At 36.8% G+C, this 21,028-nt stretch carries 17 protein-coding genes; 15 read left to right on the top strand and 2 right to left on the bottom strand.

Annotated features, from left to right (window positions below):
* Nucleotides 1-21: 21 nt before the first annotated feature.
* Nucleotides 22-2,319 (top strand): beta-glucosidase BglX, encoded by a 2,298-nt coding sequence (gene bglX / locus LUA90_RS17345; protein ID WP_255713462.1) that lies wholly within the window; start codon nucleotides 22-24, stop codon nucleotides 2,317-2,319.
* Between the two features lie 65 nt (nucleotides 2,320-2,384).
* On the top strand, nucleotides 2,385-3,167 hold the full coding sequence (locus LUA90_RS17340) for a prolyl oligopeptidase family serine peptidase (RefSeq protein ID WP_231463322.1): 783 nt from the start codon (nucleotides 2,385-2,387) through the stop codon (nucleotides 3,165-3,167).
* Between the two features lie 346 nt (nucleotides 3,168-3,513).
* Here the strand turns inward: LUA90_RS17340 and LUA90_RS17335 are convergent, their stop codons facing one another.
* A complete protein-coding gene (locus LUA90_RS17335; protein ID WP_231463324.1) occupies nucleotides 3,514-4,242 on the bottom strand; it encodes a YebC/PmpR family DNA-binding transcriptional regulator in 729 nt (242 codons plus the stop codon).
* A gap of 119 nt (nucleotides 4,243-4,361) precedes the next feature.
* Nucleotides 4,362-5,309 carry an NAD-dependent epimerase/dehydratase family protein gene (locus LUA90_RS17330; protein WP_231491893.1) on the bottom strand — a complete coding sequence of 316 codons (948 nt, stop codon included), beginning with the start codon at nucleotides 5,307-5,309 and terminating at the stop codon, nucleotides 4,362-4,364.
* A 193-nt stretch (nucleotides 5,310-5,502) separates the two neighbouring features.
* On the opposite strand from LUA90_RS17330, the gene LUA90_RS17325 reads away from it, so the two are divergent.
* The 13 genes from LUA90_RS17325 to LUA90_RS17265 all read left to right on the top strand — a co-directional run bounded on the left by LUA90_RS17325 (nucleotide 5,503) and on the right by LUA90_RS17265 (nucleotide 21,023).
* Nucleotides 5,503-6,063, top strand: coding sequence for an RNA polymerase sigma factor (locus tag LUA90_RS17325; RefSeq protein WP_231463329.1), 561 nt, complete (start codon nucleotides 5,503-5,505; stop codon nucleotides 6,061-6,063).
* Between the two features lie 105 nt (nucleotides 6,064-6,168).
* Nucleotides 6,169-7,188 carry a FecR family protein gene (locus tag LUA90_RS17320; protein WP_231491891.1) on the top strand — a complete coding sequence of 340 codons (1,020 nt, stop codon included), beginning with the start codon at nucleotides 6,169-6,171 and terminating at the stop codon, nucleotides 7,186-7,188.
* A 193-nt stretch (nucleotides 7,189-7,381) separates the two neighbouring features.
* Nucleotides 7,382-10,312 carry a TonB-dependent receptor gene (locus LUA90_RS17315; RefSeq protein ID WP_231491890.1) on the top strand — a complete coding sequence of 977 codons (2,931 nt, stop codon included), beginning with the start codon at nucleotides 7,382-7,384 and terminating at the stop codon, nucleotides 10,310-10,312.
* 50 nt (nucleotides 10,313-10,362) lie between these two features.
* The gene (locus LUA90_RS17310) at nucleotides 10,363-11,268 is read left to right on the top strand and encodes a sugar phosphate isomerase/epimerase (RefSeq protein ID WP_231463335.1); all 906 of its coding nucleotides are present in this window, start codon (nucleotides 10,363-10,365) and stop codon (nucleotides 11,266-11,268) included.
* Between the two features lie 254 nt (nucleotides 11,269-11,522).
* Entirely contained in the window at nucleotides 11,523-12,107 is a 585-nt protein-coding gene (locus LUA90_RS17305) for a gluconate 2-dehydrogenase subunit 3 family protein (protein WP_231463337.1), read from the top strand.
* A 25-nt stretch (nucleotides 12,108-12,132) separates the two neighbouring features.
* Nucleotides 12,133-13,833 (top strand): GMC oxidoreductase, encoded by a 1,701-nt coding sequence (locus tag LUA90_RS17300; RefSeq protein WP_231463339.1) that lies wholly within the window; start codon nucleotides 12,133-12,135, stop codon nucleotides 13,831-13,833.
* Nucleotides 13,834-13,915: 82 nt separating this feature from the next.
* Complete coding sequence (locus LUA90_RS17295; protein ID WP_231463341.1) at nucleotides 13,916-15,073, top strand: Gfo/Idh/MocA family protein; 1,158 nt, start codon at nucleotides 13,916-13,918, stop codon at nucleotides 15,071-15,073.
* Between the two features lie 6 nt (nucleotides 15,074-15,079).
* Nucleotides 15,080-16,135: a sugar phosphate isomerase/epimerase gene (locus tag LUA90_RS17290; RefSeq protein WP_231491889.1), complete on the top strand. Its 1,056-nt coding sequence runs from the start codon at nucleotides 15,080-15,082 to the stop codon at nucleotides 16,133-16,135.
* 27 nt (nucleotides 16,136-16,162) lie between these two features.
* A complete protein-coding gene (locus LUA90_RS17285) occupies nucleotides 16,163-16,546 on the top strand; it encodes a c-type cytochrome (protein WP_231463345.1) in 384 nt (127 codons plus the stop codon).
* A gap of 25 nt (nucleotides 16,547-16,571) precedes the next feature.
* The gene (locus LUA90_RS17280; RefSeq protein ID WP_231463347.1) at nucleotides 16,572-18,029 is read left to right on the top strand and encodes a Gfo/Idh/MocA family oxidoreductase; all 1,458 of its coding nucleotides are present in this window, start codon (nucleotides 16,572-16,574) and stop codon (nucleotides 18,027-18,029) included.
* Between the two features lie 82 nt (nucleotides 18,030-18,111).
* Nucleotides 18,112-18,792, top strand: coding sequence for a DUF1080 domain-containing protein (locus tag LUA90_RS17275; protein WP_231463349.1), 681 nt, complete (start codon nucleotides 18,112-18,114; stop codon nucleotides 18,790-18,792).
* Nucleotides 18,793-18,893: 101 nt separating this feature from the next.
* Nucleotides 18,894-20,129, top strand: a complete 1,236-nt coding sequence (locus LUA90_RS17270) for a nucleoside permease (protein ID WP_231463351.1) — start codon at nucleotides 18,894-18,896, stop codon at nucleotides 20,127-20,129.
* A complete protein-coding gene (locus tag LUA90_RS17265) occupies nucleotides 20,130-21,023 on the top strand; it encodes a hydroxypyruvate isomerase family protein (protein ID WP_231491888.1) in 894 nt (297 codons plus the stop codon).
* Nucleotides 21,024-21,028 lie beyond the last annotated feature (5 nt).

Here is a 21,028-nt window from a genome sequence, read left to right as displayed (position 1 = left end):
AAAAGAATAACACACAATATAATGAGAAAAGCGAACCTCCTGTTTAGTTTAATTTTTGCTTTGGCAATGAATAGTTTTGCCCAAACAAAAAAGCCAGTTCCTGCTGATGAAGCAAAAATGAATGCCTTTATCAACAATTTAATGGCGAAGATGACGATTGATGAAAAGATCGGCCAATTAAATTTACCTAGTTCGGGAGATATAACCACCGGGCAAGCCAATAGTAGCGATATCGGTAAAAAAATCAGAAATGGCGAAGTTGGTGGTTTATTCAACATTAAAGGGGTTGATAAAATCGCAGCTGTTCAAAAAGTTGCGGTTGAAGAGAGCAGACTAAAAATTCCATTACTTTTTGGAATGGATGTTATCCACGGTTACAATACAGTTTTTCCTATTCCTTTGGGTATGAGCGCAACCTGGGATATGTATGCGGTAGAAAAATCGGCAAGAATTGCAGCAGTTGAAGCAAGCGCAAGTGGCATCAACTGGACCTTCTCTCCTATGGTAGATATTTCCCGCGATCCACGTTGGGGCCGCATTTCAGAAGGTAACGGAGAGGATGCTTATTTAGGCTCGGCTATTGCAAAAGCAATGGTTAAAGGTTACCAGGGCGATTTAAAAGCTAACAATCAAATCTTAGCCTGCGTAAAACATTATGCGCTTTATGGTGCTGCAGAAGCGGGTAGAGATTACAACACTACCGATATGAGCAAAGTTAGAATGTATAACGAATATTTACCGCCATATAAGGCAGCTGTAGATGCAGGCGCAGCTAGTATCATGGCATCATTTAACGAAGTTGATGGCATACCGGCAACAGGTAGTAAATGGTTAATGACCGAGGTTTTACGCAACCAATGGGGCTTTAAAGGCTTCGTGGTTACAGATTATACCGGCATACCTGAAATGATTGCGCATGGTATGGGAGACTTGCAAACCGTTTCGGCTTTAGCGCTAAATGCAGGCGTTGACATGGATATGGTTGGCGAAGGGTTTTTAGGCACTTTGAAAAAATCATTAGCAGAGAAAAAAGTGAATATCGGGCAAATTAACAATGCTTGTCGCTTAATTCTTCAGGCAAAATATAAACTTGGTTTGTTCGAAAATCCATATAAATTTTGCGATGCTAAAAGAGCTGAAACAGAAGTTTTCACACCACAAAACCGTCAGGCGGCAAGAGAAATTGCTGCAGAAAGTTTTGTATTGTTAAAAAATCAAAATAATGTTTTGCCATTAAAAAAATCAGGAACCATAGGTTTAGTTGGTCCATTGGTTGATAATACAGCAAACATGTACGGAACATGGAGTGTTGCTGCACTTTTTGATAAATCGGTAACCGTTTTACAGGGAATGAAGAATGCATTAGGCGAAAATGCAAAGATTTTAACCGCACGTGGTTCTAATTTCCTGGCAGATTCTGTGGCAGAACATCGTTACGTAAACATTCATAATAAAACTTACACCCGCGATGCTAGAACTGAAGAAGAATTGATTAAAGAAGCAGTTAATGTTGCAAAAAAATCGGATGTAGTTGTAGCGGTTTTAGGAGAAGGTTCTGAATTTAGCGGCGAAAGCAGTAGCGTAACGGATATTCAAATTCCTGAAACGCAAAAAAACTTGCTTAAAGAACTAGCAAAAACAGGCAAACCGATTGTTTTGGTTTTATTTACCGGCCGCCCCTTAGCATTGAAGTGGGAAAACGAAAATATCCCTGCAATTTTAAATGTTTGGTTTCCGGGTAGCGAAGCTGGAAATGCAATTGCCGATGTTCTTTTTGGTGATGTTAATCCATCAGGTAAATTAAGTGCTACCTTTCCACAAAACGTTGGTCAGGTTCCAATTTTTTATGCACACAAAAATACTGGTCGCCCATTGGCAGAAGGTAAATGGTTCGAAAAATTTCGTTCAAATTATTTAGATGTAAGTAACGATCCGCTATATCCTTTCGGTTATGGTTTAAGCTATACAACCTTTACTTACGGCGATATTAAACTTAGCTCAAACACACTTACAAAAGGCAAAAGTATTACCGCTACAATCCCGGTAACCAATAATGGTGCTGTTGGTGGTAAAGAAGTTGTGCAACTTTACACTCAAGATTTAGTTGGAAGCATTACGCGTCCGGTTAAAGAATTAAAGGGTTTTCAAAAAATATATTTAAAAGCCGGCGAAACCAAAAATGTAACGTTTAGCATAAGCGAAAATGATTTGAAATTTTATAATTCTGATTTGAAATTCGTTGCAGAACCAGGAGATTTTAAATTATTTATTGGTACAAATTCCAAAGATGTTAAAGAAACTTCTTTCTCGTTAAAATAGATTAAAAAATGGTTAGTTAAACCCCGGGCTGTTGCGAAATAGCCGGGGTTTTTTAATTTTGTTATATGAAGAATATCATTTTGGCATTTTGCCTTTCATTTTTCGTATTCACAGTTAAGGCGCAAGATTTAATTAAATACGATAGCGGTAATTTTATAAAAGGAAAAGACTCCATTTCTTACAGAATCCTTTTCCCCGAAAATTTTAATGCCACGCAAAAATACCCTGTTCTTTTTGTTTTACACGGGCGTGGAGAAAGTGGAAACGATAACGAAAAACAATTAACCCATGGAGCTAAGCTATTTCTTAAAGATGAAGTAAGAAAAAATTTTCCGGCAATTATTGTATTTCCACAGTGTGCAGCAGATAGTTATTGGGCAAATGTTAATATCACTACTGATGATAAAGGCAAACGAAATTTCAGTTTTTTAGAAGGTGGCAAACCCACAAAAGCCATGCATGCATTGCAAAATATGGTTAAAAATTTTCTTAAAAAGCCTTTCGTAAATAAGCAACAGGTTTACGTTGGTGGTTTATCAATGGGTGGAATGGGAACGTTTGAGTTACTGAGAAGACAGCGCAAAATATTTGCAGCAGCTTTTGCAATTTGTGGAGGCGATAACACCAATAATATAAAAAACTATCAAAATATTCCGCTTTGGATATTCCACGGAGCGAAAGACGATGTTGTTCCCCCCGAATTTTCGATGGCAATTGCCGAACGCTTAAAATCCGTTGGAAAGGAAGTGAAATTTACATTATATCCAAATGCAAATCACAATAGTTGGAATAGCGCCTTTGCAGAGCCGCAGCTCTTGCCTTGGTTGTTTTCTCATAAAAAACAATAATCAAAGGCCATTTTAGTAAGTTAGAACCTTCCAAACTACCTTTAAATAAAATTTAGAAAAGCAATTTAAGTGCTTATCGGTATCGAAAGCCCTGCCATCCGCTTTACTGGCCTCATAAAAATTCGGCTGCGTGTTCGCTCCTGTCAGGTTTAAATTACTTAGGTAAACCTAAATAAATAGACCCGACATAAATGTAAAGCCCGGAGCCCGATTTTTCTTCGGGCGAGGACTTGCAATGTTGGCGGGACTACCGAAACCAATAAGCATTGAACCTGCTCTTCAAAAAAACAAAAAAGGCTTGAAGAAATAAATCTTCAAGCCTTTTTTTTGCGAATTGTATGTAGTGCTACTCTGCCATATTATGATATACCGCCTGCACATCATCATCCTCTTCCAACTTATCAATAAGTTTTAAAACATCTGCGGCTTGTTCTTCGGTAACTTCGTGGTGCGAAAGTGCAATACGCTCTAATTTTGAGCTTTTCAACTCAACACCTTTTTCTTCCAAAGCCTTCTGTAAAGTTCCAAAACTTTCAAAAGCACCCTGAGCCACAATAACATCGTTGCCTTCTTCATCGGCTTCAACATAAAGTTCTTCTAAGCCTGCATCAATTAGTTCAAATTCTAATTCTTCCAAATCAACCTGTTCTGCAGTTGTAAAACGAAAAATAGATTTGCGGTTAAAAACGAAATCCAGCGAACCGGTTTTGCCTAAAGAACCATCCGTTTTGTTAAAATAACTACGCACATTTGCTACGGTACGGTTTGTATTATCGGTTGCGGTTTCAATTAAAACGGCAACACCGTGTGGCGCATAACCTTCGTAAACAATTTCTTCGTAGTTGGCTAAAGATTTATCAGAAGCACGTTTAATTGCCGCTTCTACCCTATCTTTTGGCATATTTACAGCCTTCGCATTTTGCATGGCTGTACGTAAACGAGAATTGGTTTCAGGATTCGGACCCGATTCTTTAACAGCCATTACAATATCTTTACCAATACGGGTAAATTGTACAGCCATTTTAGACCAACGTTTAAATTTTCTCTCTTTTCTAAATTCGAATGCTCTTCCCATTTTTTAGTATCAAGTATTTAGTATCGAGTATCAAGACCGGGTAGACTTCCCTAAACCTTAAACCGTTTACCTTATTTTTTTTATTTTGCTTTAGTTTCTTAGCTTTTTGCTTTAAACTTTTAGCTTTTCTTTAAATTATTTAACATATCAATTGTGAGTTTCGATAAATCGTACTCAGGTTTCCAGTTCCAATCTTTATTAGCTACGCTATCATCAATAGAACGTGGCCAGCTATCAGCAATTTGCTGACGGGGATCTTTATCGCTGTAAGTTAATTTAAAATCCGGAATATGTTTCCTGATTTCTGACGCTAAAATTTCTGGTGTAAAACTTACGCCACCAAAATTATAACTGCTTCTTACAGAAATTTTATCTGCTGGTGCATCCATTAATTCAATTGTGCCACGAATGGCATCGTCCATATACATCATCGGTAATTCAGAACCTGCGTTTAAAAAGCTTTGGTAACTTCCTTTTTTCAAAGCCTCATGAAAAATGTGTATGGCATAATCGGTTGTTCCACCACCTGGAGCGGCTTTCCAGCTTATTAAGCCAGGGTAACGGATGCTTCGAACATCTAAACCATATTTCTGGTTGTAGTATTCGCACCAACGCTCTCCGGCAAGTTTACTGATACCATAAACCGTATTTGGGTCCATGGTGCAATACTGCGGTGTATTATCTTTCGGCGAATTTGGACCAAAAACAGCAATAGAGCTTGGCCAGTAAACCTTTGCAGTTTTATATTCAAGTGCTAAATCCAAAACATTTAGCAAGCCATTCATATTTAAATCCCAGGCAAGTTTAGGATTTTGCTCGCCTGTGGCTGATAATAAAGCTGCCAACAAATAAACCTGCGTTGGCTTATATTTTTGGAAAATGCCTTTTATCATTTCCTTATCGAGCACGTTTACAAATTCGAAAGGCGCTGAATTTTTTATATCGTAATCTGGTCGGCGAATATCACATGCTACAACATGGTCATCGCCGTATATTTTACGTAAAGTAGTTACCAACTCGGTACCAATTTGCCCATTTGAACCTAAAACAACTATATTTTCTTTCATATATTTTGGTGAGAATGAGCAAAGTTATAAAAATGAGATAAAAGGGCTGTAAAATATTTAAACTAAGTGATTAGCCTTGAAACTGAATATAAAATATGAGTTTGAAAAACCAGCTTACAGCAATTGTTTTTTTGCAATGCCGGGTAAATTAATTAATTACATTTACTATAATTGTAGTCGACCAAAATAAGTAATGACCCCTATTGAGCCCGAAAATTCTATTGATTTGCTTAGCCGCCTAAAACATGGTGATAAGTTGGCTTACGAAAAAATATATTTTGCTTTTAGTAAAGAACTTTTGGTTGCAGCCTTTAAAAAAACCGGCGATAAAGTTATTGCCGAAGAACTGGTTCAAAATATATTTATTTCCCTTTGGGAAAAAAGAGAAAGCTTAAATATAGAGAATCTGCAGGCTTATCTATTTGGCGCTTTAAAACTAAGCGTTATCAACCATATCAGAAGTTTGGTTACCGAAAATAAATATGTAGAATACCAGGCTTTAAATTATACAGAAAACAGTGATGATACCGCTCATAGCATTGCGTTAAATGATTTATCAGGCATTATAGAAGATAGCATAAATTCTTTACCATTAAAAACCCAGGAAGTTTTTAGATTAAGCCGCTATCAATTTCAATCTGTAAAAGATATCTCTACCGAATTAAATATATCTGAAAAGGCTGTAGAGTATCACATTACACGCTCTATCAAAAGAATTAAGGAATATATTAAAAATTTTTATATATTTTTCTAATTGATAATCAGTCGATTATAAAGTTTTCATAAAAATTTAAAATTTAGGTTTAGGGATTAAGGGGCTTCGTGTTACTTGTATGTATAAAGCCAAATATTTTTCCTTATGAATCAAAAATCATTCATCGATTTATTAAACCGTTATAATAATGGTTTATGTACAGAAGCTGAAAAGCTTTGGGTGGATAAATGGTATCATAATTTAAACAACAAAAACTTTCAGGATATTTCATCGGTAGAATTAGCAGAAATGCAAGACAGCATTTGGCTAAAGATTAATCCTGCAGAGGAGAAAAAATCTGCTTCTAAAAGCAGAAAACTTTGGCCAGGATTTGCAATTGCTGCATCTATTTTGATTGCATTTTTTATTGGAGGCTTGTACATGGCAAATAAAAATCATGCAGAGCAATCTTTTATGGATGCCAATGAAAATCTAAATCTGATTACTAAAACTAATGATGGTAATTCACCTATTTACATATTTTTCAGCGATAGCAGTAAGGTAAAATTGAAACCTAAGGCAACAATTATTTATCCCGAATCGTTTGCATCAACCAAAAGAACAGTTTATTTAAAAGGCGATGCTTTTTTTGAGGTGAGTAAAAATCGTAAAAAACCATTCTATGTTTACAATAACAATCTAATTGTTAAAGTTTTAGGCACAAGTTTTCATGTTAAATCGGCAAAAGATGGTATTCCTGCGCAAGTAGCCGTAAGAACAGGTAAAGTTCAGGTTAATGAAAACGAGGAAAGCACATTGTTTAGCATGAATGATAAAAAGGTTGCACAACCAATTTTGTTAAAACCTAACCAAAAAGGTGTTTTTGCCAATCACAACCTAAATAAAACTTTAGTTGATAAGCCAATTCCGCTGGCGGAGGCCTATAATGTGGCAACAAGCCTTAATTACAACTTTAAAGAAGAAAGTTTAAAGTCGATTTTCGAAACACTTACCGAAGCTTATGGTATTGATATCATTTCTGATAATGAAAAAATAGTAGGCTACACATTTACCGGAGATTTAAGCAAAAAAGGGCTGTATGAGCAACTTGACCTTGTTTGCGGATCTATTTCAAGCAAATATCAAATTAAAGGAACCAGCATTGTGGTTTCAAATAAAAACTAACCAATATAAACAAATTATGAAAAGAGCAGTACTAACCAACAGCCCTTAGCGGCGGTAACATTTTCCATAATATATTCTTAAACAACAAAGCCGACAATGTGGGGCATTGCCGGCGAGTTAAATACATCTGAATGTATTCATGGTATTTCTATGTCCAATAAATCCAATCATTTAATGAACAATAACCAAATTTATGAAAAAAAATCAACTTATTTCGCTGGCGATATATGCAATGAGAGTTTCGATTTACCAAATACTTGCAATAACAATATTTTCTTGTGCAGCATTCGCTAAAAACGCAGATGCTCAGGCATTTCTAAATAAAGAAATTTCTATAAGAGCCGATAAAACAGATATTAAAACAATTATTGAAAAAACAGAATTTTTAGCAAACGTAAAGTTTGTTTATAGTCCGCAACTTATAAATTCTGACAGAAAAATTTCTATCAACGTAGTAAAACAAAAACTTAAATACTTTCTTGAGAATTCGCTAAAACGTTATGATGTGGGATATAGAATAGTTAAAGATCAAATTTTGCTTTATTCTATTCCCGCAAATAACAACCTCGAACTGTTAAAAACTTTTGATGGAACCGTAACCGGAAAAGTTACCGATGGTAAAGGAAACCCGCTTCCAGGCGTATCGGTAAGCGTAAAGGGCAAAACAACAGGAACCACAACTGATGAGAATGGTAATTTCTCTTTAAAAGGTTTAACAGTTGACAGCCGTGTACTGGTGGTTAGATATGTAGGTTATATTTCTAAAGAAGTTACGCTATCTGCCGGAAATGCCGACGAAAACATTAGCATCAGCCTCTCTGAAGATAATTTACAGTTAGAAAGTGTTGTGGTAACAGGCGGTAATCCGAAGAAAAAATTAGAAAGCAGTGTTGCATTAACCTCCGTAAGCAATAAAGATATCACCAACAGAGCACCCTTGAACAGTACCGATTTATTAAAAGCTATACCCGGTTTAACAGTAGAAAGTACAGGTGGTGATGGTCCGGGTAACGTTTGGGTACGTGGATTTCCACAAGCCGGAGGTTATATTTTCTTAGGGATACAAGAAGATGGCTTACCTTTATTGCCAACAGGCTTTAACACTACACCATCAGTAGATCAGTATTATAAAACCGATTTAACAATTCAAAATATTGAAGCCGTAAGAGGTGGTAATGCATCAATTATTCAGGCAAATACACCAGGTGCAGTGGTGAATAACATCAGCTACGTGGGTGCCGATAAACAATACGGACAGGTTAAATTTACTACAGGTTTTTCTCAAGGTCTGTATCGCTTTGATGGTAATACCGGAGGAAAAATTAATGATAATATTAAGTATAACATTGGTGGGTTTTATCGTACAGATAACGGCGTGGTTGATCAAGGCTTTAATCCGGCAAACAGAGGTGGGCAAATTAAAGGTAACATGACCTTTAATTTCAAAAACAACAAAGGTTTTATTCGCGTGTATGGTAAATACTTAAATGATAAGGTTCAGTTCTTGCTAACCAGTTATTATCCTTATGATGGAACCGGTAAACCGACTACATACCGCGATTACAACATGGCTAAGCAATCAATTATTCCGGTACAAACAGATTGGAGTTATAACGATCCATTAAATGGCGTACACAATTTCAGTTTAACTGACGGAATGCATACGAAGTTAGGTTCAGCCGGCTTTCAATTTAATTATTTAACTGATGCTGGTTGGCAAATCACTAATAATTTCAGATATCAGAATACACATACCGATGTAACTTATACCGCACCTGGAGGCATTGCTGCAAGAACAGCAACAACACCATATTATTTACCAGGTGGTGCAATTTCCCCTTTTGTAGCTGGCGATCAGGTAATCACTTCAAATGCGCAAGGTCAATTTAATAGTGATGTTCAAATCGTTGATTATTTAGATTTGAAGAAAACCATTAAAAACCATAGCCTAAACATCGGCGCCGGCATACACCAATATAACCGAGATGACTTACGTTATAGCTTTAGGTCTTTCACCGAGTTTAAAGAACATCCAAGTATTCTTTTACAAACTCCAACTTCGTTAGAAAGAACAATAACAGCTAAAAATACGTTTATTGGCGATACAAGAACACTATCTCTTTACGCTGGTGATGAGATAAAATTATCAGATCAATGGAGATTAGATATTGGGGCGAGGATTGACAACCAAAATGTTAAAGGCGATAGACCATATTATGCATTAAACGCCGATGGTACGGTTAACATCAGAGCAGCATCGGCACCAACAATTTTAGGTTACACAAGTTATAACGAAACCTTAACAAATTGGGCAGCATCAGTAGGTGCAAATTATAAAATAAATGCTACAGCAAGTATATTTGCCCGTGCTACTAAAGCCTATAATGCACCAAACATTGGCGATTATAATGCATCAGCATATAACGCAGCTAATATTAAAAAACGTCCGGTTTATTTAGGCGAAATTGGTTTTAAATATGCCAAAAACAACTTAGCAATTTTTGCATCGGGTAGTTACTCAGCAATTAAAAACACATCTTTAAGTATTAACGTTCCTACAACTGCGGCCGGACAACAAGCTTTAGTTGCCTTTGGCTCTACCCGTACCTGGAGTGCAGAGTATGAAGTATCATACAAAGTTGCCAGACCATTAAGCATTAGATTTACAGGAACATTACAAGATTCTAAATACACAGATTACGAAGCAAACACAAGCGGAAATGCTGCTGTTGCTGCTGAATTTGGCTCACGTGTTTACAGTTTTACAGGCAACAGAACAGAGCGTGTACCCGTATTAAATACAGAATTAGGTCTAAATTATGACCATAAAAATTTCAACTTATATGTTGCGGCAAACTATGTTGGTAGTAGATATACCTCTCCTAGTGATAGCTATAAACTACCATCATACGTAGTAATGAAAGCTGGTGCAGGCTATAACTTTACTAAAAAAGTAGCGATAAGATTTTGGGCAGACAACTTGTTAGATGCAAAAGTGTTGACAGAGGGCGATGTACGTGGAGATCAATTCAGAGATTTCTCAAAAGTTACCCCTGGTCAATTAATGATTGGCAGAACATTACTTCAACGTACTTTCTGGGGATCGTTAGCTTATTCATTTTAACACTAAAGCCGGGGCATACGCTCCGGCTTTTTAATTAAATAAAAAATATCATGGAAAACAGAAGATCATTTTTACAAAAAGCAGGCTTAGCGGCAGCAGCGGCTTACCTTTCTCCATCATTCATTTCTTCAGCATTGGCAAATCCGGCAAAAATTTCAAAAATTGGCATCGGCCTTTTTACTTTAAGAGAGCAACTTGCTGCTGATGTAAATGCAACCATACAAAAAGTAGCAAGCATTGGGTATAATCAAGTTGAAACTTACTATGGCTATCCTGGCAAGTATGAGGTTAAAGGTTTCTGGGGCTTAGAGGCAAAAGATTTCCTCAGCTTACTAAAAAATAATAACCTAACAACACCAAGCGGCCATTACAACACAAATGATTATTTATCAGGAAAAGGTGATACTGTTTTAAAACAACACATAGATATTGCAGCAACAGTTGGTCAGAAATATTTTGTGATACCCGCTTTACCAACCAACGTAAGAACCGCCGGAAGTTTAGATGACTATAAAAAAATGGCTGGGCTGTTTAATCAAGCTGGCGAACTTTGTAAAAAATCTGGTTTAAAATTAGCGTATCACAACCATAATTTTGAATATAAAGACCAAGGAAACGGTAAAACCGGATTTGACATTTTACTCAACGAAACCGATGCTAAATTAGTAGGTTTTGAGCTGGATATTTTCTGGGCCGTAAACGCCGGCTTAAATCCGGTAGAAATGTTTAAGAAAAATCCGGGCAGGTATAAAATGTTTCATGTTAAGGATATGGACAAAGCTGATAAAAATGTATTTTCTGAAGTTGGCTCTGGCCAGATAGATTTTAAAAACATCTTTGCCGCCTCTAAAATAGCGGGCGTAGATTATATTTTTGCCGAGCAGGATTTGGTAAAAAAAGATGTATATTTAAGTATTAGTGAAAGCTATAATTACATTAAAAATAATCTTATTTAAAAGTTTTTTATTCAGATATAAACTAAGTGATTATTGGTAAAAAATTAAGGTTAAAGCAAGGATTTTGACGAGCATAATGGCAATTTACATGCCTAAACAAATTAAATTTAAGTATTCTATTTAGAACAATTCTGCGATGTAACAATAGTATTGCATAGTGTTAATTATACACACCAGATTTAATATTGCGAGCATAAATTTATAATATTACTTATTCAATATATTACAACCAAAATATATAAAACAACTAAACAATGCATAGAAGAGAAGCACTAAAAAACGTTGCTTTCTTGTTGGGAGGAGCCATCTCGGCAAGTACAATGGGCGTTTTATTCGAAGGTTTCACGCTCCCTGAAAACGAAAAGAATTTTGTATCATTCTCACCGCAGGATGAGAAAATCTTTGCCGAATTCGCTGACATTATTGTACCAACCACAAAATCATCTGCCGGAGCAAAAGCTGCCGGATTGGGTAAATTTATCCCGATGATGATGCAGGATTGCTACCCGAAAGAAATGCAAAATTCTTTCGCCAAGGGTTTTCGCGAACTGCAGGCTAAATCATTAAGCGATTTCAAAAAAAGTTATGTTACATTAACGGTTCCTGAAAGAACTAAATTAATGGTAGATTTAAGAGCGATGTCATTAGCTCAAAAAGAAACTAAATCTGAAGAAAATAAAGATTTGGTTTACTTTTTCATCACCGCCAGAGATTTGACTTTATTAGGTTATTATTCTTCAGAAATTGGCTGTACTAAAGCACGTTCGTATGTTCTTGTACCAGGAAGATACGATGGTAATGCGCCATTAAAACCAGGACAAAAATCCTGGGCAACCTAATTTCTAACTACAAGAACAAAACATCATGAATTTAAATACAAATTTAAAAGCAGAAAATACTTACGATGCTATTGTTATAGGATCGGGGATTAGTGGCGGCTGGGCTGCAAAAGAGCTTACAGAAAAAGGATTACGCGTTTTGATGCTCGAAAGAGGAATGAACATCGAGCACATTACCGGTTACGAAAATGCAATGAAAAACCCATGGGATTTTCAACATGCAGGAAAGTTAACAGAAGAACAAAAACGTACGCATCCGGTTCAGAAAAGAGATTATCCATACCAGGAAGCAAACGAAAAATGGTGGGTTAACGATTTAGAATGCCCTTATACTGAAGATAAACGTTTCGATTGGTATCGTGGCTTCCATGTGGGTGGTAAATCATTAATGTGGGGTCGTCAGAGTTACCGTTTAAGCGATCATAACTTTGAGGATAACAAAAAGGATGGTCACGGAAGTGACTGGCCTGTTCGTTATGCAGAACTTTCTCCATGGTATGATTATGCAGAAAGATTTGCGGGCATTAGTGGTTCCAATGAAAATTGGCCAACTTGTCCTGATGGCCAATTTTTACCTCCAATGGATTTAAACGTTGTAGAAAAATCGGTTAAAAAGAGAATCGAAGATCATTATAAAAGAGAGCGTATTATGATGATTGGCCGTGTTGCCAATTTAACTGTACCTCACAAAGGTCGTGGTAATTGCCAATACAGAAATTTATGTAGCCGTGGTTGTCCGTTTGGTGCATATTTTAGTACACAATCTTCTACCTTACCTGCAGCAATGGCAACTAAGCGCCTAACTGTTAGGCCATACTCTATCGTTAATCACATCATTTACGATAAGGATACTAAAAAGGCAAAAGGCGTGATGGTTATCGATGCTGAAACTAACAAAACAATGGAGTTTTACGCTAAAATCGTTTTCGTAAATGGTTCTACGCTAGGCTCTACCTTTATTTTGTTAAACTCAACTTCTGATGCTCATCCAAATGGCTTAGGAAACAGTAGCGGTCAGTTAGGCCACAACTTAATGGATCACCACTTCCGTTGTGGAGCATCTGGCGAAGCTGAAGGTTTTGATGATAAATATACTTATGGTCGTAGAGCAAATGGTATTTATATCCCAAGATATCAAAATATAGGTAACGATAAACGCGACTATCTGCGTGGTTTTGGTTATCAGGGTAGCGCAAACAGATCTAACTGGCAAAGTGATGTTGCCGAATTATCTTTTGGCTCTGGTTTAAAAGAAAAAATGACTAAACCGGGCAAATGGACAATGGGCTTGGGTGGTTTCGGAGAGATGCTGCCATACTACGAAAACAAGGTTTACATCAATCACGATAAAAAAGATAAATGGGGACAGCCAGTATTAGCAATTGATTGCGAATACAAGGAGAATGAGAAAAAAATGCGTGTGGATATGATGAATGATGCTGCTGAAATGTTAGAAAAAGCAGGCATGAAAAATATTCAAACCTATGATGCTGGTTGTTATCCTGGTATGGCCATCCACGAAATGGGTACAGCCAGAATGGGAAATGACCCTAAAACATCTGTTCTGAATAAATGGAACCAAATGCATGAAGTTAATAATGTATTTGTAACCGATGGAGCTTGTATGCCATCAATCGCATGTCAAAATCCATCTTTAACATTTATGGCTTTAACCGCCCGAGCTGCCGATTATGCAGTAAAAGAATTAAAGAAAAACAATATTTAAATAAAGGTAAAAGCTGAAAGGTTTAAGGCGTAGGAAATATTTCTACCGCCTTAAACCTTTTACCATATACCCTAAAATCGTTATGCAAAGAAAACTAAGAATGGGCATGATAGGTGGCGGCAAAGACGCATTTATCGGCGCTGTACATCGCCTTGCGGCAAACATGGATGGTTTAATAGAATTATCTGCGGGTGCTTTAAGTGTAAATCCAGAGGTTGGATACGAATCTGGTAAAATGTTATTCCTACCTGACAGCAGAATTTATAAAACTTATGAAGAAATGTTGCAGAAGGAAAGTGAATTACCAGCTGATGAGAGAATTGATTTTGTAACCATCGTTACGCCAAACTTTGCACACTTTGCTCCGGCAATGATGGCTTTAGAGCATGGTTTCAATGTTGTTATAGAAAAACCAATCACCTTAACCCTAGATGAAGCAAAACAGTTAAAAGCTAAGGTTGAAGAAACAGGATTAACCTTGTGCTTAACCCATACATATTCGGGCTATCCAATGGTTAAACAAGCCAAACAAATGGTTAAAGAAGGTGCTTTTGGCGCAATACGTAAAATTGTTGTAGAATACCCTCAAGGCTGGTTAAGCAAATTATCAGAGCGTGAAGGTAATGCACAGGCAGCGTGGCGCACAGACCCATCCAAAACTGGTAAAAGTGGTAGCATGGGCGATATTGGTACACATGCAGCACAACTTGCAGAGTATATTTCAGGCTTAAAAATCACGAAAATTTGTGCTGATTTGAATATTGTTGTACCTGGTAGAGCAATTGATGATGATGGCAATGTTTTACTAAAATTTGATAATGGCTCTAATGGTGTTCTGGTAGCATCGCAAGTTGCTGCCGGCGAAGAAAATGCTCTTAAAATTAAAGTTTATGGTGAGAAAGGTGGTTTAGAATGGCACCAAATGGAACCAAATACAATGATTGTTAAGTGGCTTGATGCGCCTGCACAAATCTATCGTACAGGTAATGGCTACATGGGTAGCTTCGCAAAACACAATACTCGTACACCAGGCGGTCATCCCGAAGGTTATTTAGAGGCATTTGCTAATATTTATAAAAACTTTGCTTTAACAGTTGATGCTAAGCTGAATAATCAAAAACCTACCGAAGAAATGCTTGATTTTCCGGGTACAGAAGATGGTATCCGTGGAATGGCATTTATAGAAAATGTAGTCAATTCAAGTAACTCTGACCAGAAATGGTGGGATTATAAAATTTAATCAATAATGACAACAATAAAAGGACCTGCTGTATTTTTAGCACAGTTTATTAGTGATGAGGCGCCATTTAATTCTTTAGATAGTATTTGCGAATGGGCCAAAGGATTAGGTTTTAAGGGCATTCAAATGCCAACGCTTGATAGCAGATTTATTGATTTACATAAAGCTGCAGAAAGCAAAACTTATGCGGATGAATTGAAAGGTAAAATTGCTTCTTATGGTTTAGAAATTACAGAACTTTCTACGCATTTGCAAGGTCAATTAGTTGCGGTTCATCCTGCCTACAACGATTTATTTGATGCTTTTGCACCGAAAGAAGTTCATAAAAATCCGAAAGCAAGAACAGAATGGGCTGTACAACAAATGAAATATGCAGCAAAAGCATCTCAAAACTTAGGTTTAAATGCGCATGCAACTTTTAGTGGTTCACTATTATGGCAATATTTTCATCCCTGGCCACAACGTCCGGCTGGATTGGTTGAAGAAGGTTTTGCAGAATTAGCTAAAAGGTGGACACCAATTTTAAATGAATTTGATAATTGCGGTGTCGATGTTTGCTATGAAATTCATCCCGGTGAGGATTTATTTGATGGTGAAACGTACGAAATGTTCTTAGCAGCAGTAAATAATCACCCTCGGGCATGCTTATTGTATGACCCATCACACTTTGTACTTCAACAGCTAGATTATATTCAGTATATAGATTTTTACCACGAGCGAATTAAAGCCTTCCACGTAAAAGATGCAGAATTTAATCCGACAGGAAAACAAGGTACTTTTGGTGGATATCAAAGTTGGGCAAACCGAGCAGGAAGATATCGTTCTCCGGGCGATGGCCAGGTTGATTTTAAAAAGATTTTTAGTAAATTAACTCAATATGATTTTAAAGGATGGGCTGTTATGGAATGGGAATGTTGCATTAAAAATCAGGAAGATGGTGCCAGAGAAGGCGCAGAATTTATTAAAAAACATATAATAAATGTAACCGATAAGGCTTTTGACGATTTTGCTGCATCTGGAAGTGATGCTGCATTTAACAAAAGTATTTTAGGTTTACAGTAAAATAGCAAAACACACAAATACAATAATATGAAAAAAACAATTTTAGGTTTGGGCGCTGTATTCATTTTTATGGCCTCATTTTCGAAAGCAGATTTAGAGAAAGAAAAAGCCGTTGCAACTACTGTAGCTGCTAATCATGCATTTTTTCAAGTATCAGCAGGAGAAAAACTGATTAATAAATCAGACTGTTTAGGTTGCCACAACAAAACGAACAAAATAATTGGTCCGGCTTACGTTGAGGTTGCAAAGAAATATGCAAATACCGAAAAAAATGTAAATTACTTAGCTGATAAAATTATTAAAGGCGGAACAGGAGTTTGGGGAACAATGCCAATGACAGCACATGCAACTTTAAAGAAAGAAGATGCTAAGTTGATGGCAAAATATATTTTATCGTTGAGAAAAAAATAATTGAACCAACAAACCCTATTGAAAAATGAAAACAGAGCAAGAAAATAAAAGCACGAGTAACCGCCGTGATTTTATTAAAACCAGCGCCGTTGCGGCAGCTGCATTTATGATAGTTCCTCGCCATGTTTTAGGTGGCAAAGGCTTTTTAGCACCAAGTGATAGATTGCTTGTTGCTGGAATTGGAGCGGGCGGTAAAGGCCAAAGCGATATTGCCATGTTTGCAAAAAGCGGCAAAGCCGATATTGCATTTTTGTGCGATGTTGATGACAGACGTGCCGCAGCAAGCGTTAAAGCATTTCCAAAGGCTAAATATTATAAGGATTATCGCGAAATGTTCGATAAAGAACATAAAAATTTCGATGCAGTTTCTGTTTCCACTCCAGACCATAGTCATGCCATACAAACACTTGCAGCAATGCAATTGGGCAAACATGTGTATGTTCAAAAACCACTAACCCACGATATTTATGAAGCCCGCATTTTAACTGCAGCGGCCAAAAAATATAAAGTGGTTACTCAAATGGGCAACCAGGGTGCATCAAACGACGGTCCTCGCCAAATGAAAGAATGGTACGAAGCAGGTTTAATCGGCGATGTACATACGGTTTACGCCTGGACAAATCGCCCGGTATGGCCTCAAGGTATTCCATGGCCAACTACAAAAGCAGAAATACCTAAAGAGTTAGATTGGAATTTATGGTTAGGTACCGCTCCGGATAAAGATTATGTAGATAAACTTGTGCCTTTTAACTGGCGTGGATGGTGGGATTACGGAACCGGAGCTTTAGGTGATATGGGTTGCCACTTAATTGAAGCTCCTTTTAGCGTTTTAAATTTAAAATATGCTAAGGAAGTTGAAGCGAGTGTGGGCTCTGTGTATGTTGATGAATTTAAACGCGGCTATTTCCCCGAAAGCTGCCCTCCATCTAGTCACGTTACTTTAAAATTCCCAAAAACCAATAAAACCAAAGGTGATGTTACTATGCACTGGATGGACGGAGGTATTCAACCTGAGCGTCCGGCAGAATTAGAAGCAAACGAAACTTTTGGCGATGGCGGTAATGGAACCTTATTTATCGGTACAAAAGGTAAAATGATGGCAGAAACCTATAGCGCTAATCCAAAATTATTACCGCTAAGCAGAAACAAAGACATCAAAGTACCAGAAAAATACGCCCGTGTAAAAGATGGTGCAAACGGCCACTATGCTCAATGGGTAGAGGCGGCAATTGCCGGTTATGGCAAGCAAGAAGTTAGTTCTCCTTTTGAAATTGCTGGTCCGCTTACCGAGGCACTCTTAATGGCGAATCTTGCAATCAGAAGTTTCGATATTCAAAAAACTGTAAATGGTAAGGTTACTTATCCTGGCAGATACATGAAAATGCTTTGGGATAATGATAACATGAAGATTACAAATTTTGATGAAGCTAATCAATTCGTTAAACGCGAATACCGTAAAGGCTGGGGTAACTTAACTCTTTAATTTTTTAAAACCGTTATTGCGGGGAACGAAGCTGTCTTTTAAAAGATAATTTGAATTTCGTAATGAAGAATAATTATAAAACATGAAAAAAATTTTCTTATCTGCTTTAATACTTTTAGCAGTTACTCAAATATCAAATGCTCAAAAAGGTTTTAAACCATTATTTGATGGTAAAACCACCAAAGGATGGCATACCTACAATAAAACTGTAGTTGGTAGCGCATGGCAGGTGCAAGATGGTGCTTTGCATTTAGACTTAGCAACAAAAGGTAAAGATGGTGGTGGCGATTTAGTTACCGATAAAGAATATGGTGATTTCCATTTAAAATATGAGTGGAAAGTTGCACCAAAAGCTAACAGTGGCTTAATTTTCTACATCAATGAGGCTCCAAAATATGGTGCAACCTATTCAACTGGATTAGAAATGCAAGTTCTTGATAACGATGGGCATCCAGATGGTAAAATCACCAAGCATCGTGCTGGTGATTTATATGATTTAGTAAAAAGCTCATCAGAGCCTGTAAAACCTGTTGGTGAGTGGAATAAAGCTGAAATCATCAGCAAAAAAGGTAAGCTCACCCTAATTTTAAACGGTGTAGAAGTTGTTAAAACAACTTTATGGGATGACAACTGGAAAACCCTTATTGCAGGTAGCAAATTTGCAACCTGGAAAGATTGGGGAACTTTCAAAACCGGAAAAATCGCATTGCAAGATCATGGCGATGAAGTATGGTATAAAAACATTATAATTAAAGAACTTTAAAATATGGATGATGTAAGAGGGAAAACGTATAATGTGAATTACAGTTCCCTCCTACATCATACCTCATCCATCTCACAATTAATCATTAACCAAATAAACTAATGAACAGCACTACACGCTTTAAACTCTCTTTCATGATGTTCCTCGAATTCTTCATTTGGGGTGCATGGTTTGTTACTTTAGGAACATTTCTAGGTAACAATTTAAAAGCTTCTGGTGCAGAAACCGGAGCAGTATTTTCAACTCAGTCTTGGGGCGCTATCATCGCTCCTTTTATCGTTGGTTTAATAGCAGATAGATATTTCAATGCAGAAAGGATTTTAGGCGTATTGCATATAATTGGTGCAATATTAATGTATCAAATGTACAATGCAACCGAAATAAGCGTATTTTATCCTTATGTTTTAGGTTACATGATTTTATTTATGCCAACATTAGCATTGGTAAATTCAGTATCATTTAACCAAATGAAAGATCCTGAAAAGGAATTTGCAAACATTCGTATCTGGGGTACCATTGGATGGATTGCAGCGGGTTTATTAATCAGCTATTTTTTCCATTGGGATTCAAAAGAAGGCACCGAATCTGGCTTGTTAAAAAATACCTTCTTAATGGCCGGAATAGTTTCATTAGTGTTGGGTATTTTCAGTTTTACATTACCTAAAACACCGCCAAAAGTATCAGGAGAAAAAATTACGATATCTGATGTATTAGGATTGGATGCCTTAAAGATGTTAAAGGATAGAAATTTCCTTATCTTCTTCATCTCTTCTATTTTAATATGTATTCCTTTAGCTTTTTATTATCAGAATGCAAATCCATTCTTATCAGATATTGGCGTTGATAATCCAACAGGAAAAATGACCATCGGACAAGCTTCTGAAGTAATTTTCTTGCTTTTTATCCCAATATTTTTCAAACGTTTCGGCTTTAAAATGACCATTTTAGTTGGTATGTTAGCCTGGGCAGTTCGTTATGCATTATTTGCTTATGGAAATGCTGGTGAATTAAGTTTTATGCTAATTTTAGGTATAGCCTTACACGGTGTTTGCTATGATTTCTTCTTCGTTTCGGGACAAATTTATACAAATTCAAAAGCCGGAGAGCGTTTTAAAAGCTCTGCTCAAGGTTTAATTACCCTGGCTACTTATGGTGTTGGTATGTTAATCGGCTTTGCAGTTGCTGGTAAAATTTCTGATGCCTATAAATCAGCTGAAGGCGTTATGGATTGGAAAATGATATGGATTATCCCAGCGGGTATTGCTGCAGTTGTATTTGTACTTTTTGCCTTAGTATTTAATGATAAATCAAAGGCTGTTGAAGCTGAAACAATATAAATGAAAGCAAATTTCACTCGGAGAAAAGCCTTAAAGAACATACTTGCTGGTACTGCCGCAATTGGCGTTAGTAGTAGTATTTCTGCTTTGGCTTTGGAGAAGTCTGATTTTATGAAGCAAGATTCAAAATTGAAAGGAAACATTAATCATGCGGTTTGCCGTTGGTGTTTCAGCAGCCTTGATGTTGAAACACTTTGTGTTGAAGCAAAAAAGTTAGGCATAACAGGTATTGATTTAGTTGGACCGGCAGATTGGCCAATTTTGAAAAAACACGGCTTAACTTCGAGTATGTGCAATGGAGCAGAAATTAACCTTGTTGATGGCTTTAACGATAAAAAGTTTCAAGATCAGTTAGTTAAAAATTATACGGAGATGATTCCTTTAGTTGCTGCTGCAGGTTACAAAAATTTGATTTGCTTTAGCGGAAACAGAAGAGGAAAAGATGATGAAACAGGCTGGAATAATTGCGTGGAAGGTTTGAAGAAGCTGATTCCACTCGCTGAAAAACATAGGGTAACACTCGTTATGGAACTTTTGAATAGCAAAGTAAACCATAAAGATTACCAGTGTGATACAACGGCTTGGGGTGTTGAATTATGTAAGCGTTTAAATTCTGAAAATTTTAAACTTTTATATGATATCTACCACATGCAAATTGATGAAGGCAATGTAATAAGCACAATAAAAAGCAATCATAATTACATCGCACATTATCACACGGCAGGCGTTCCGGGTAGAAATGAAATTGATGATACGCAGGAACTTTATTACCCTGCAATAATGAAAGCTATAGTTGAAACAGGTTTTAAAGGTTTCGTAGCGCAAGAGTTTATTCCAAAACATGCAGATAAATTGGCTTCCTTAAAACAGGCCATTTCAATTTGCGATATTTAAAAAAT

This window comes from Pedobacter sp. Leaf170 (assembly GCF_920984665.1).
Classification (GTDB): domain Bacteria; phylum Bacteroidota; class Bacteroidia; order Sphingobacteriales; family Sphingobacteriaceae; genus Pedobacter.
This window is presented reverse-complemented; position numbering and strand designations above follow the sequence as displayed.